This window comes from Streptomyces sp. PA03-5A (assembly GCF_033792725.1).
Lineage (GTDB): Bacteria > Actinomycetota > Actinomycetes > Streptomycetales > Streptomycetaceae > Actinacidiphila.
Window position 1 is genome coordinate 222,897 of record NZ_JARAVL010000009.1, and the last position, 14,279, is coordinate 237,175.

The window sequence follows — 14,279 nt, forward strand, 5'->3', positions numbered from 1 at the left end:
GGTCAGCCCCTTGACTTACGGCTGCGGGCGGACGGAAGCGTCCGGCCGACGACCACGGTGCGCTTCTTGGCGGCGCCCTTGGCCTGGAGGGTGACCGCGCGCCGCACGCCGTAGCCGAAGGCCGCGACCTTCACGAGGGGGCCTCCGAAGGTGGAGGCGACGGTCGTGGACAGGGCGGAGGCGTTCGCGGTCACCTCGGCGACGTCGGAGGTGATGGTGTCCACGCGGGCCAGCTGGGCGTGGGCGGAACGGACCGCCTCGGAGGCCTCGCCGAGCAGCGGCACGGCCTGGTCGGTCACCTCCGCCACGAGGCGGGTGGCCTGACGGAGCGCCTGCGCGAGCCGCACGAGTGCCACGGCGAGGAACGACACCAGGATCGCCCAGAAGACGGCCACGATGAGGCCGGCCACCTCTCCACCGGACACGCTGCCACTCCCTCGGATCCACCGCGCCAACCAGGTACCGATCAGGTACCGACCTTATCGCGACGGGCAGCACGCTCCGTACCGCATTGCGGGCCGGGGCCGCCCGCCACCGGCCCGGGCGAGGGGGCCCGGACTGTACGTTCCGCTTATTTGACGATACCCTCCGTGACCCATGCGCCATGAGACGACGCCCGGCAACCTGCCGTGCGAGCTGAACCACTTCGTCGGCCGGCGGCGCGAGCTCGACGACGTGGCCCGCCTGCTGGAGCGGGCCCGGATGGTGACGGTGACCGGCGTGGGCGGGGTCGGCAAGACCCGGCTCGCGCTGCGCGCGGCGGCCGGGCTGCGCGCCGGGTTCGCCGACGGGGTCTGGCTGGCCGAGCTGGGGGCCGTACGGGATCCGGGACTGGTGGACCACGCCGTGGCGGACGCGCTCGGCCTCACCGACCACACCACGCGCGGTCCCCGGGCCGCGCTCGGTGCTTTCCTGGCCCGCCGCGAGCTGCTGCTCGTCCTGGACTGCTGCGAACCGCAGGTGGAGGCGGCGGCGGAGCTGGCCGAGGCGATGCTGCGGCGGGCACCGGGACTGCGGTTGCTGGCCACCAGCCGGCAGCCGCTGGGGGTGGCCGGCGAGCACATCGTGGCGCTGGAGCCGCTGGGCGACGCCGACGAGGCGGTGGAGCTGTTCGCCGACCGGGCGGCCGCGGTGCTGCCGGGCTTCACCGTGGACGGGGGCAACCGGGCCGAGGTGGAGGAGCTCTGCCGCCACCTGGACGGCATCCCGCTGGCGCTGGAACTGGCGGCGGGCCGCGTGCGGGCACTGTCGGTGCGGCAGATCACCGGGCGGCTGGACGACCGCTTCCGGCTGCTCACCCGGCGCGGCGGCACGGGCGGTCCCGAACGGCACCGCGCGCTGCGCACCACCATCGGGTGGAGCCACGAGCTGTGCACCCCGCGCGAACGGCTGCTGTGGGCACGGCTGTCGGTGTTCGCCGGGGACTTCGACCTCGACGCGGCCGAGTACGTGTGCGCGGGCGGCGAGGTGACCGCCGACACGATGGTGGACCTGCTGGCGGACCTGGTGGACAAGTCGGTGGTGCTGCGCCGCGAGGACGCGGGCGTGGTGCGCTACCTGCTGCTGGACACCGTGCGCGAGTACGGGCTGGGCTGGCTGCGCGAGCTGGGCGAGGAACGGCGGCTGCGGACCCGGCACCGCGACTGGTACCTGGGGTTCGCCACCTGGGGCGAGATGGAGTGGTTCGGCGCGCGGCAGGAGGAGATCTCGGCCGGCACCGAGCGGGAGCTGGCCAACCTGCGGGCCGCGCTGGAGTTCTCCCTGGAGGTCCCCGAGGAGCTGCGGACCGGGCAGTATCTGGCGGCGAGCCTGTGGTTCTTCTGGGTCGGCTGCGGCCGGCTCGCCGAGGGCAGGTACTGGCTGGAGCGCGCGCTGGCGGCCGACCACGAGCCCACGGGTCAGCGCGCCAAGGCGCTGTGGGTGTGCGGTTACGTCTCGATCCTCCAGGGCGACGGCACCGCGGCGCTGGGCATGCTGTACGAGTGCCGGGAGCAGGCACTGGCCACCGGCGACGCGACGGCGGTGGCGTACGCGGTCCACCGCATGGGGTGCGGGGCGCTGCTCAGCGACGACCTGCCGCGCGCCAAGGCGCTGTTCGAGGAGGCGCTGGGGCACTACCGGACGCTGGGCGAGCTCAACAGCAACGTCATCATGGCCGAGGTCGAGCTGGCGATGGCGGTGGCCTTCGAGGGGGACCTGGAGGGCGGGATCGAGCTCTGCGAGCACATCCGCGAGGTCTGCGAGGACCACGGGGAGCGCTGGGCGCTGGCGTACGCGCTCTACACGCGGGCGGTCATCGCCTGGTGGCAGGACGACCCCGTGCTCGCCGCCGAACTGGCGGCCGAGTGCGTGCGGATCAACCACACCTTCCGCGACATGGTGGGCATCGTGCTCGGCATCGAGCTGCTCGCGCTGCTGCGGGTCCCGGGGGACGCCCGGGAGGCGGCGGTGCTGCAGGGCGCGGCGGGCGGCATCTGGCGGCTCGTCGGGCTGCCGGTGTTCGGCTCGCGCCACTTCGGCATCCCCCACCAGCGCTGCGAGGAACTGGCCCGCGCCGAGCTGGGCCGGGTCGGCTACGAGGGGGCGTACGCCGAGGGGGGCGTCCTCGACCTCGACGCGGCCGTCGCCCGGGCCCTGACCGGGCTGCCCCCGACACGCACCGGCCCGCGTCCGCCCCGCGGTCCCGTGCCACCCGCCGATTCGCTGCCCGCGGGCGCGCCGCTCGGCCGGTCCGCCCAGGACTGACCGGGGCGAGCAGGGTCGCCCCGGGCACGCGAAAGCCCCGGCGCCCCGCCGGAAGGGCGGGGCGCCGGGGCTGACGTGCGTGCCGGGTGGGGCAGGCGTCAGCGAGCGTAGTACTCGACGACGAGCTGCTCGTCGCAGATCACGGGGACCTCACGACGGTTCGGCAGACGGTCCAGGCGGAAGGCCAGCGCCTGCAGGTTGACCTGCAGGTACTTCGGGGTCTCGCCCTCGCCGGCCCAGCCGCCCTCACGGGCGACCTGGAACGGGGTCTTGGCGCGGGAGCGCTCGCGGACCATCACGACGTCGTCGGGGGTGACGCGGAACGACGGCTTGTCGACCTTGTGGCCGTTGACCTCGATGTGGCCGTGGACGACCATCTGGCGGGCCTGGTAGATCGTGCGGGCCAGGCCGGCGCGCAGGACGAGGGCGTCCAGGCGGCGCTCGAGCTCGACGATCAGGGCCTCGCCGGTCTTGCCGCTGACCTTGCGGGCGCGGTCGTAGGCACGGGCCATCTGGCGCTCGGAGATGTCGTACTGCGCGCGCAGCCGCTGCTTCTCCAGCAGTCGGACCTTGTAGTCACTGTTCTGCTTGCGGCCACGGCCGTGCTCGCCCGGCGGGTAGGGACGGGCCTCGAAGTACTTGACGGCCTTCGGCGTCAGGGCGATGCCGAGGGCACGCGACTTCTTGACCTTGGGACGCGACTGGTTCACGTTTCCCAGACCTCCATGTAAGTTAGGTAAGGCTTACCTTAGCGAAGGAGATCGTATGTCTCGCCCTGGGAACACCACGCGCATCACGGACGGAATGGACGCCACGCAGGGCGCCGCCGACGCCACGGCGGGCGCCGACTTGACGGGGGTCCGATCAGCTCATGGTCAGCCGCGTCCCAGCGGGCATGAAACCGCCCGACTGCCGTCAGCAGCCGAGCGCACACGAACTCTCGTACAGAGTACCGCCTCCGCCATCCTGGTGATTCCCGGCCTGGTGCCCGACCTCCCCGAGCTCATGGTCCCGGACGAGCGGATCGTGGGCACCGACGGTGACCTGTTCCTGCTGTTCCCCGCGGAATCGCCCGCCGTACGGGCCGCCACGCACGCCGAGGACGACGACCTCACGGCTGTGCTCGACATCACTGACGTCGCCCCGGTCGCGGTGCCCGGACGCATCCGCGGCCGCGCCTGGATCGCCGGCTGGCTCACCGTCGCGCGAGACCTGCCGGCCCCGGCCGGGAAGGTGCGGCTACGGCTGGAGGTCGGCGAGGCGTCGCTGGACGACCTGTGGGGCGCGGAGCAGGTGGAGCCGGACGAGTTCGCCGCGGCCCGTCCCGACCCGCTGGTCGAGCACGAGGCGGAGCTGCTGCAGCACCTGGCGGCCGCCCACGCCGACCAGGTGGGCTGGCTGTGCGCGCTCGCCGGCGGCACCGGCGCCTGCCGCAGCACGCCGACCACCGCGGTGCCGCTCGCCCTGGACCGCTTCGGGCTGCGGGTGCGCTTCACCGGCGAGGACGGCACCTTCAACGCGCGCTTCGAGTTCCTGGAGCCCGTACGGGGCCACGCCGACCTGCACCGGGCCATGCACACGCTCTTCGACGCCGCGCAGGAGGCCGCGGCCGCACAGGAGCACTGACCCGGCCCCGGCCCCGGCGCACCCGGCCCCAGCGGGCGTGGCGCTACTCCCCCGCCAGCCGCTCCCTGACCCGTTCCAGGACGTCGGCGTAGCGGGCCTCGGCGCCGTAGCGCGTCGGCTCGTAGTAGCGCCGGCCGTGGATCTCGTCCGGCGCGTACTGCTGGGCGGCGATGGCACCGGGCAGATCGTGCGGGTACTGGTAGCCCTGGCCGTGCCCGAGTTTCGCGGCGCCCTTGTAGTGGCTGTCGCGCAGGTGCGCGGGGACCGGCCCCGCCTTGCCCGCGCGTACGTCGGCGAGCGCGGCCCCGATGGCCGTCGTCGCCGCGTTGGACTTGGGGGCCAGGGCGAGCGCGATCGTGGCGTGGCTGAGGGTCAGCGCGGCCTCCGGGAAGCCGATCATCGCCACCGCCTGGGCCGCGGCGACCGCCGTGGGCAGCGCGGTCGGGTCGGCCAGGCCGATGTCCTCGCTCGCGGAGATCATCAGCCGGCGGGCGATGAACCGCGGGTCCTCCCCCGCCTCGATCATGCGGGCCAGGTAGTGCAGGGCGGCGTCCACGTCCGAGCCGCGGATGGACTTGATCAGGGCGCTGGCCACGTCGTAGTGCTGGTCGCCGTCGCGGTCGTACTTCACGGCGGCGCGGTCGACGGTCTCCTCGAGGGTGCTCAGGGAGATCTCCGGCTCGCCCTTCGCCAGGGCCGCGCCCGCGCCGGCCTCCAGGGCGGTCAGCGCCCGGCGGGCGTCCCCGCCGGCGATCCGCAGCAGGTGCTCCTCGGTGTCCTCGGGCAGCGTGACCGCGCCCTTGAGCCCGCGCTCGTCGGCGAGCGCCCGCCGCAGCAGGCCGCGCAGGTCGTCGTCGGTCAGGGGCTCCAGGGTGAGCAGCAGGGACCGGGACAGCAGCGGGGAGATGATCGAGAAGTACGGGTTCTCGGTGGTGGCGGCGATCAGGGTGACCCAGCGGTTCTCGACGGCGGGGAGCAGGGAGTCCTGCTGGGCCTTGCTGAACCGGTGGATCTCGTCCAGGAAGAGCACGGTGTCGCGGCCGTAACCGCCGGACTCGCGCTTGGCGCTCTCGATGACCGCGCGGACCTCCTTGACGCCCGCGGTGATCGCCGACAGTTCGACGAAGCGCTTGTTGGTGGCGTGGCTGACGACGTAGGCGAGGGTCGTCTTGCCGATGCCCGGCGGACCCCACAGGATCACCGAGGACGGTCCCGCCGGTCCGCCGCCGCCCTCGCCGACCAGGCGCCGCAGCGGCGACCCGGGCCTGAGCAGATGGCCCTGCCCCACGACCTCGTCGAGGGTGCGCGGGCGCATCCGTACGGCCAGGGGGCTGCCTCCGGGCTCCCTCGACTGGCGTTCCTCTGCGGCGGCGGTGAACAGGTCGGGCTCCACGGCAAGGAAGCCTATGTCACGGCACCGACACCGCGGCCCCGCCGTCAGATCAGGGTGCTCCAGTACGTCCACCAGCGGGTCAGGATCGCCACCGCGATCACGCCGTACCAGAGGACGGGGACGACCCAGTGGAATTCCAGCACCAGGTCCCGGACACGGGCGGGCGCCGGGATGATCTCGTGCTTGAGGTTGTGGACGAGGGTGTACCAGAACAGCGCGATGGTGACGACCCACGCCAGCGAGCACCACAGGCACAGCGAGCCGATGCTGTACAGCGACTGGTACTGCAGCCATGTGACGAAGCCGACGCCGAAGAGCGTCCCGGCCTGCAGTCCGAGCCAGAACCAGCGACGGTAGCGCGCACCGGCGAGCATTCCCACGGCGAGGGCGATGACGACCGGGTAGGCGACCATGCCGATCATCGGGTTGGGAAAGCCGAAGGCGTGCGCCTGCTCGCTCTTCATGATGTTGCCGCAGGAGATGATCGGGTTCAGGCTGCAGCCGGGGACGAAGTTCGGGTCCTCCAGCAGCTTGAACTTGTCGATCGTGATGACCCACGAGGCGAGCAGGCCGAGCGCACCGCAGACCACGAGCAGCCAGGTGAAGGCCCTGCCCGCGCCGACGAGCCCGTCCGTGGACTCCTGGCTCCCGCCGTCGGTGCGAGCCGTGTCAACCACCGTAGTCACCATGTCGCCGTTTCCGTGGGTCGGGGATGTGCCGCACTGCCCAACGCGTCGAACCTGCCGGAAGTGCCGGGTCCCATGGTGCCGTGTCACCCGCGCGAGCGACAACGGCCGGGCGGGAGGGCGGAATTCTGCTGCTCTTCGTGTGGCAGCCGTCGCGCCGTGTTATCGGCCGCCGCGCAGGCGCGATGGACCGCACCCTCCAAAAATGCGCATACATAAGACATATAGGATTCTCAGAGGACCCGGAGATCCGAGGATCCACTTCGACGGGGAGAGGTGCCCCATGCGTCGACCCGAGTGGGTGCCCGCAGGGACGGACGTCGAGACGCCGAACGCCGCCCGGGTCTACGACTACTACCTGGGCGGATCCCACAACTTCGAGGCCGACCGCGACATGGCGCGGCAGGCCATGGCGCTGTGGCCCGACCTGCCGGTGATCATGCGTGCCAACCGCGCCTTCCTGCGCCGCGCGGTCCAGCACCTCGCCGGCCTGGGCATCACCCGCTTCCTGGACATCGGCTCCGGGATCCCGACCTTCGGCGCCGTGCACGAGGTCGCGCGGGCCGTCCGCCCGGAAGCACACGTGGTGTACGTCGATCTGGACCCGATCGCGGTGGCCCACAGCCGCCTGCTGCTCCAGGACGACCCGCTGAGCGCCATGGTGATGGCCGACATGACCGACACCGGCGACCTGCTCTCCCGGCCCGAGGTCACCGCCCTGCTGGCACCCGGGGAACCGGTGGCGGTGCTGCTGGTGGCGATGCTCCACTTCGTCACCGACGCCGAGGACCCCCCCAAGATCGTGGGCGCGCTGCGCGACGCGGTACCGCCCGGCAGCCATCTGGTACTCACCCACGCCTCCCGGGACAGCCGCCCCGAGCAGGCGGACTCGCTGGCGGAGCTGTACGCGCGGCGCACCACGACGCCGCTGGTCATGCGGACCAGGAAGGACGTGACGGCGTTCTTCGACGGCTGGGACCTCCTGCCGCCGGGCCTGGTGTGGCTGCCCGAGTGGCGCCCGGAGGGCCCCGAGTCGGTGGGGCCGCATCCGGAGTGGATGTCGGGCCTGGCCGGCGTGGGGAGGCGGCCGTGAGCCAGTCGCCGTCGCCCGTCGCGGGACGCGCCCCGGACTTCGCGGACGCCTGGTCGCACCTGCTGCGTTCCGGCCCGGGGCTCGCCCTGCCCCCGTTGACCCTGCACCGGGTGGCGGCAACGACCGCGGAGCTGCTCGGGCGGGCGCTGGGCGACCCCACGTGCGACACCGCGCAAGCGGAACAGGCCGGCATGCTGCTGGTGGAGGCCCACTTCACCGACCCGGAGATCCTGGCGGCCGCCGTGGCGCTGCTGCAGATCCAGCCGGCTGCTCCCGACCGGGTGCCGGTGGTGGCCGGCGCCTTCGCCTCCGGCTGGGCGGCGGCGCTGCGCGAGCGGACGCTTCGCGAGCAGGAGGCGATCCAGCGCGCGGCCTTCCGTGCCCGTGAGGACGCCGAGCGGGCCCGGCACGCCTCGGAGGCCCGGTTCCGCGCCCTGTTCGAACACGCCGCCATCGGCATCGGCATCGCGGACGTGGACGGCACGATCGTGCAGTTCAACCAGGCGCTCCGGGATCTGCTCGGGGCCCGCCCGGAGGACCTGCGGGGCCGCCGGGTCACGGAGCTGGTGCACCCCGAGGATGCCCCGGGGGTGTGGGAGGCGTACGACGACCTGGTCAACGGCCGCCGCGAGCGGTTCCAGTGCGACAAGCCGTACTACCGGCGCGACGGCGAGGTGGTGTGGACCCACCTGACCGTCTCGCTGATCCGCGACGAACACGGCGAGCCCCGCTACCAGGTGGCGATGGTCGAGGACATCACCGACCGCTACCGGCTGCAGGAGCGGCTGCGTCACCAGGCCACCCACGACCCGCTGACCGGGCTGCCCAACCGCACGGCGTTCTTCGAGCGGCTGGAGGGCCTCTTCGAGCAGCCGCAGCCCGGCGCCCGCTTCGGCCTGTGCTACGTCGACCTCGACGGCTTCAAGGTCGTCAACGACAGCCTCGGTCACGGGACCGGGGACCAGTTGCTGACGGCCGTGGCCGAGCGGCTGGACGCCGCGCTCGCCCCGCTGGGGCACCTGGTCGCCCGGCTGGGCGGGGACGAGTTCGTGGTGCTGCTGGAGGAGTGCCGCGGCGACCAGGAGGCGGTGGCGGTCGCCAAGCTCGTCCTGACCACGCTCGCGCGGCCCTTCCTCGTGGGCGGCCAGCAGTTGACGATCGGCGCGAGCGTCGGGGTGCTGGCGCAGCGGATCGCCGCCACGACCCCGGGGGCGGCGGTACGGGCGGCGGATCTGACGCTGTACCGCTCCAAGGAGGCCGGCCGCGGCCGCTGGACGCTCTTCGACCCCCGGCACAACGCGCGCGCCGTGAGCCGGTACGCCATCTCCGTACGGCTGCCGGTGGCGCTGGACCGCGGGGAGTTCTTCATCGACTACCAGCCGCTGTGCTCGCTCGCCGACGGCTCCCTGGCGGCGGTGGAGGCGCTGGTGCGGTGGCGTCACCCGCAGTTCGGGGTGCTGGGGCCGGACGAGTTCGTGGGGACGGCGGAGGAGACCGGGCTGATCATGCCGCTGGGCCGGTGGATCCTGGAGCGGGCGGTCGGGCAGGCGGCCGCCTGGGTGCGGCGCTACGGGGAGGCGGCCCCGCAGATCAACGTCAACCTGGCGGTCCGTCAGATCCGCAACCCCGGCCTGGTGCACGACGTCACGTCGATCCTGGAGAGCACCGGGCTCGAACCCGGGCGCCTGGAGCTGGAGATCACCGAGAGCGCCGTGATCGGGCCCGAGGACGAGTCGCTGCGCGCCCTGCAGGCGATCGCCGACGCCGGGGTCTCACTGGCCGTCGACGACTTCGGCACCGGCTGGTCGAACCTCGCCTACCTGAGGGATCTTCCGGTGTCCGGGCTGAAGATCGCCGGCGCGTTCGTCACCGACCCCCACCGCGCCGGAACGGACGACCCGGTGGGCTGGCGGATCGTCGGCGGCCTGGTGTCGCTGGCGCACGCGCTCGGCCTCACGGTCACCGCCGAGGGCGTGGAGAGTTCCCAGCACGCCCGGCGGCTGCGCTCACTGGGCTGCGACTGGGGCCAGGGCTGGTACTTCGGGCGGCCGATGCGGCCGGAGCGGATCGCCCGGTGGATCGAGCGGGGACGGCCGGAGTGACCCACGGCCGGGAGGCCGGTGGCCGACGGCCGGTGCGCGCGCACGGCGCGGCCGGCCGGTGGGGACACCGGTCGGCCGCGTGACCGCCGGACGGTCAGACGAGCCGCTCGCGCACGGCCGCGACGACGCCGTCGAGCGGCACCGCGCTCTGCTCGCCGCTCTCCAGGTCCTTCACCTGCACGACGCCCTCGGCGAGGTCGCGCTCGCCGGCGACGATCGCCAGGCGCGCTCCCGAACGGTTGGCTGATTTCATCGCGTTCTTCAGCCCCTTGCCGCCGAAGGCGAAGTCCGTGGCGACGCCCGCCCGGCGCAGCTCGGTGACCACCGCGAACAGCACCCGGCGCGCCTCCTCGCCCATCGGCACGGCGAACACCTGCGTGGCAGCGGGCAGTTCGAGCTCGATGCCCTCGGCCTCCAGGGCCAGCACCGTACGGTCCACGCCCAGCGCCCAGCCCACCGACGGCAGCGCGGGGCCGCCGATCATCTCGGACAGGCCGTCGTAGCGGCCGCCGCCGCCGACCGCGGACTGCGAGCCGAGGCCGTCGTGCACGAACTCGAAGGTGGTGCGGGTGTAGTAGTCCAGACCGCGCACCAGCTTCGGGTCGTCCTCGTAGGCCACGCCCGCGGCCGTCAGCAGCTCGCGCACCTGCTCGTGGTAGGCCTTGCAGGCCTCGCACAGGTGGTCGCGCATCATCGGGGCCCCGACGAGCTGCTTCTGCACGCTGTCGCGCTTGTCGTCCAGGACGCGCAGCGGGTTGATCTCGATCCGGCGCCGGGTGTCCTCGTCGAGGTCGAGGCCGCGCAGGAAGTCCTGGAGGGCGGCCCGGTAGACCGGACGGCACTCGCGGTCGCCCAGCGAGTTGAGCAGCAGGCGGAAGTCACGCAGCCCCAGCGAGCGGTAGGCGTCCACGGCCAGGATGATCAACTCGGCGTCCAGCGCCGGGTCCTCGGCGCCGATCGCCTCGGCGCCGACCTGGGAGAAGTGGCGGTAACGCCCGGCCTGCGGCCGCTCGTAGCGGTAGTACGAGCCGGAGTACCAGAGCTTGACCGGCAGGTTGCCGGCCTTGTGCAGGTTGGCCTCCAGCGCGGCGCGCAGCACGGAGGCGGTGCCCTCGGGGCGCAGCGCGAGGTTCGTGCCGCCCTTGGTGGTGAGGGTGTACATCTCCTTGGTCACGATGTCGGTGGACTCGCCGACGCCGCGGGAGAAGAGCTCGACCTGCTCGAATCCGGGGGTCTCGACGTAGCCGTAGCCGGACCGCCGCAGCGGCGCGGCCAGCGCCTCGCGGACCGCCAGGAACACGGCGGAATCGGGCGGCAGGAGGTCATAGGTGCCCTTGGGGGCCTGGAAGGTGCTCACAGGAGGTCTCTCGTCACATTCCTCGTCGCGGAGGGGCGGGGTGGTCGTCCCCTCCGAGGCCGCGGGCCACCTCCGCCAGGTACGGGTTGGTGGCGCGCTCACGGCCGATGGTCGTCTGGGGTCCGTGGCCGGACAGCACCACGGTCGAGTCGTCGAGCGGCAGGCACACACGGGCCAGCGACACGAACAGCTCGTCCATGGAACCGCCGGGCAGATCGGTGCGGCCGACGGAGCCGGCGAACAGCAGGTCGCCCGAGAAGAACACCGAGGGGATCTCGGCGGTCTCGGGGAGCCTGAAGGTCACCGACCCCTCCGTATGGCCGGGCGCGTGCGCCACGGACAGCTCGAGACCGGCGAGCTCCAGCGTGCTGCCGTCGGTGAGCTCCTTCAGGTCGTCGGGCTCGCCGATGGTCAGTTCGCCGAGCAGCTGCGCGCCGATCGAGCGGCCGAGGGCCTTCTCCGGGTCGTTCAGCATGTAGCGGTCCCGGGGGTGGATCCAGGCCGGGACGCCATGGGCCCCGCAGACCGGGACGACCGAGGCCGTGTGGTCGAGATGGCCGTGGGTGAGGATGACGGCGACGGGCTTGAGACGGTGTTTGGCGAGCGTGTCCTCGACGCCCTGGGCCGCTTCGTGGCCCGGGTCGATGATCACGCACTCCTCACCGGCGGCGGGGGCGACCACGTAGCAGTTGGTGCCCCAGGCCCCGGCGGGGAACCCGGCAATGAGCACGTTCGTCCTTCTGTCGGCAGTCGTTCTCGGCAGGTCGTACCGCACGACGGCGGTCCCACGAGCCTACCGGCGCCGACGCGGCCATCGCGAACCAGTAACGTCGCTGGACTGGGGGGCGCGCCGGGCGCGAAGATCGGCGGCGAACGTTTGTCACATTCGGACGCGACGAGCAGAACGCATCGGGAGACGGCTCAGTGGTCACCAAGGATCAGCGGCGGCGCCAGCTCGCCCGGGAGAAGTTCGAGCGGCAGCACGACCGCCGTGTGCAGGCCCACCGGAAGACCGTACGGCGCAACGCGGTGGTCGCCGCCGTGCTCGCCGTGGTCCTGGCGGCGGGCGCCACGGCCTGGGCGGCCGGCGCCTTCGGTTCGGACCCCAAGAAGGACGACGCCGCCGCCGCGGGCGCCTCCCCCACCCCCGCGGAGACGAGCAAGGCGCCCGACCCGTGCGCCAAGCCCGCCGCGGGCAGCCCCGGCACGGAGCAGTGGAAGAAGGAGCCCGCGGTCACCGTCGACACCGCGGCGAAGTACACCTTCGCGCTGCAGACGACCTGTGGCGACATCGCGCTGGACCTCGACGCGAAGAACGCCCCGCACACGGTCAACTCCTTCGCGTTCCTGGCCGGCAAGGGCTACTTCGACCACACGAAGTGCCACCGGCTCACCACCAGCGGCATCTACGTGCTGCAGTGCGGCGATCCGACGGCCCAGGGCAGCGGCGGCCCCGGCTACACCATCCCGGACGAGAACCTGAAGGCGAAGGAGATCGCCGGGGGCACGTACCCGGCAGGCACGGTCGCCATGGCCAACACCGGCCAGGCGCACACCGGCGGCAGCCAGTTCTTCCTGGTCTACAAGGACAGCCCGCTGCCGCCGAACTACACCCCGTTCGGGACGATCAGCGCGGCCGGCATGAAGGTGCTGGACAAGATCGCGGCCGCGGGCGAGTCGACCGGTGCCGGAGACGGCGCCCCGAACGCCACCGTGGTGATCAACAAGGCGACGGTCGGGAAGTCCTGACCGCCGCGTCCCGCACCCGCAGGTGAATTTCGCGGGTGCGGGATGCGGACAGCCGGGGCACCGGTCGCCTATGTTGGCGTTGTGTAGGGTGCCTGCTCCGACGGCTGCACCATGGATGTGAGCGGACCGTCGGACCGGTCAGGGCACGGCCCGGCCGAATGGAACTGTGGACGATGCCCGCGAGCCGTACGGCGGCCGGGCATCACGTGGAGGAGGCGCTGTGAGCAGCGACCCGTGGGGCCGCGTCGACGAGACGGGGACCGTGTACGTGCGTACGGCCGATGGCGAGCGTGAAGTCGGCTCGTGGCAGGCAGGCTCCCCTGAGGAGGCGCTCGCCTACTTCGAGCGGAAATACGAGGGCCTCGTCGTCGAGATCGGCCTCCTCGAACGCCGGGTGAAGACCACCGACCTGTCCCCCAAGGACGCGTTGACCGCCATCGATCACCTGCGCGCCACGGTGACCGAGGCCCACGCCGTGGGAGACCTGGAAGCCCTCGCCAAGCGGCTGGACGCGCTGACCGACCAGGTCGACGCGCGCCGCGAGGAGCGCAAGGTCGCCAAGGCCAAGGCCTCCGAGGAGGCCAAGACGGCCAAGGAGGACCTGGTCACCGAGGCCGAGCAGCTGGCGCAGAGCGAGCAGTGGCGGGCCGCCGGTGAGCGGCTGCGCGCCCTGGTCGACATCTGGAAGGGCCTGCCCCGGCTGGACCGCAAGACCGACGACGAGCTGTGGCACCGCTTCAGCCACGCCCGTTCGGTCTTCTCCAAGCGGCGCAAGGCCCACTTCGCGGCGCTCGACTCGCAGCGCGAGGACGCCCGCCGGCGCAAGGAGAAGCTGGTGGAGGAGGCGCAGGCGCTGTCCGGCTCCACCGACTGGGGTCCCACGGCGGCGCGCTACCGCGAGCTGATGACCGACTGGAAGGCCGCCGGCCGCGCCCAGCGCGAGGCGGAGGAGGACCTGTGGAACCGCTTCCGCGGCGCCCAGGACGTCTTCTTCGCGGCCCGCTCCGAGGTCTTCGCCGAGCGCGACACCGAGCAGCGCGAGAACCTCACGCTGAAGGAGGAGCTGGCCATCGAGGCCGAGAAGCTGCTCCCGGTCACCGACTTGAAGGCGGCGCGCGCCGCCTTCCGCGGCATCAACGAGCGCTGGGAGGCGATCGGCCACGTGCCGCGCGACGCCCGGCCGCGCATCGAGGGCCGCATGCACGCGGTGGAGCGCTCCATCCAGGAGGCCGAGGAGGCCGAGTGGCGCCGCACCAACCCCGAGGCGCGGGCGCGTGCCGCGGGCCTGACCGGGGCGCTCCAGGCGGCCGTCGACAAGCTGCGCGAGCAGATCGAGGCGGCGCGGGCGGTGGGGAACACCTCCAAGGCCGACAAGCTGCAGCGGGAACTGGACGGGCGGCAGGCGCTGCTCGACCAGGCGCTGAAGTCCCTGGACGAGTTCGGCGGCTGAGGCTCGGCTGATGCTCCGCTGAGCCACCGGGGCATCGGCAGGACCACGAAGGACGAAGGGCCCGTACGCGAGGCGTGC

Annotated in this window: 12 protein-coding genes; 6 read left to right on the plus strand and 6 right to left on the minus strand. The window is 72.7% G+C overall.

The window, feature by feature from the left end; translation table 11 throughout:
• Positions 1–2: 2 nt before the first annotated feature.
• Positions 3–425 carry a DUF948 domain-containing protein gene (locus PV410_RS13980; protein WP_450385979.1) on the minus strand — a complete coding sequence of 141 codons (423 nt, stop codon included), beginning with the start codon at positions 423–425 and terminating at the stop codon, positions 3–5.
• A 172-nt stretch (positions 426–597) separates the two neighbouring features.
• On the opposite strand from PV410_RS13980, the gene PV410_RS13985 reads away from it, so the two are divergent.
• The gene (locus PV410_RS13985) at positions 598–2,745 is read left to right on the plus strand and encodes an ATP-binding protein (protein WP_500324426.1); all 2,148 of its coding nucleotides are present in this window, start codon (positions 598–600) and stop codon (positions 2,743–2,745) included.
• Between the two features lie 98 nt (positions 2,746–2,843).
• Here the strand turns inward: PV410_RS13985 and rpsD are convergent, their stop codons facing one another.
• Complete coding sequence (rpsD, locus tag PV410_RS13990) at positions 2,844–3,455, minus strand: 30S ribosomal protein S4 (protein ID WP_018564200.1); 612 nt, start codon at positions 3,453–3,455, stop codon at positions 2,844–2,846.
• A gap of 199 nt (positions 3,456–3,654) precedes the next feature.
• On the opposite strand from rpsD, the gene PV410_RS13995 reads away from it, so the two are divergent.
• Positions 3,655–4,371 carry a DUF2470 domain-containing protein gene (locus tag PV410_RS13995; RefSeq protein WP_500324502.1) on the plus strand — a complete coding sequence of 239 codons (717 nt, stop codon included), beginning with the start codon at positions 3,655–3,657 and terminating at the stop codon, positions 4,369–4,371.
• Positions 4,372–4,414: 43 nt separating this feature from the next.
• On the opposite strand, the gene PV410_RS14000 is transcribed toward PV410_RS13995, so the two are convergent.
• Together PV410_RS14000 and PV410_RS14005 are read right to left on the minus strand one after the other, a co-directional pair.
• Positions 4,415–5,764, minus strand: coding sequence for a replication-associated recombination protein A (locus tag PV410_RS14000; protein WP_500324427.1), 1,350 nt, complete (start codon positions 5,762–5,764; stop codon positions 4,415–4,417).
• 44 nt (positions 5,765–5,808) lie between these two features.
• Positions 5,809–6,453: a vitamin K epoxide reductase family protein gene (locus tag PV410_RS14005; protein WP_500324428.1), complete on the minus strand. Its 645-nt coding sequence runs from the start codon at positions 6,451–6,453 to the stop codon at positions 5,809–5,811.
• 280 nt (positions 6,454–6,733) lie between these two features.
• Between PV410_RS14005 and PV410_RS14010 the strand changes: the two genes are divergently transcribed.
• Both PV410_RS14010 and PV410_RS14015 read left to right on the plus strand, forming a co-directional pair.
• Complete coding sequence (locus PV410_RS14010; RefSeq protein WP_500324429.1) at positions 6,734–7,543, plus strand: SAM-dependent methyltransferase; 810 nt, start codon at positions 6,734–6,736, stop codon at positions 7,541–7,543.
• Entirely contained in the window at positions 7,540–9,645 is a 2,106-nt protein-coding gene (locus PV410_RS14015) for a putative bifunctional diguanylate cyclase/phosphodiesterase (RefSeq protein WP_500324430.1), read from the plus strand. The genes PV410_RS14010 and PV410_RS14015 overlap by 4 nt, the downstream gene beginning before the upstream one ends.
• A 94-nt stretch (positions 9,646–9,739) precedes the next feature.
• On the opposite strand, the gene hisS is transcribed toward PV410_RS14015, so the two are convergent.
• On the minus strand, positions 9,740–11,002 hold the full coding sequence (gene hisS, locus PV410_RS14020; protein WP_500324431.1) for a histidine--tRNA ligase: 1,263 nt from the start codon (positions 11,000–11,002) through the stop codon (positions 9,740–9,742).
• A 13-nt stretch (positions 11,003–11,015) separates the two neighbouring features.
• Positions 11,016–11,732 carry an MBL fold metallo-hydrolase gene (locus PV410_RS14025; RefSeq protein ID WP_500324432.1) on the minus strand — a complete coding sequence of 239 codons (717 nt, stop codon included), beginning with the start codon at positions 11,730–11,732 and terminating at the stop codon, positions 11,016–11,018.
• Positions 11,733–11,926: 194 nt separating this feature from the next.
• On the opposite strand from PV410_RS14025, the gene PV410_RS14030 reads away from it, so the two are divergent.
• Positions 11,927–12,751 (plus strand): peptidylprolyl isomerase, encoded by an 825-nt coding sequence (locus PV410_RS14030; RefSeq protein ID WP_500324433.1) that lies wholly within the window; start codon positions 11,927–11,929, stop codon positions 12,749–12,751.
• 220 nt (positions 12,752–12,971) lie between these two features.
• Complete coding sequence (locus PV410_RS14035) at positions 12,972–14,201, plus strand: DUF349 domain-containing protein (protein ID WP_500324434.1); 1,230 nt, start codon at positions 12,972–12,974, stop codon at positions 14,199–14,201.
• Positions 14,202–14,279: the final 78 nt, after the last annotated feature.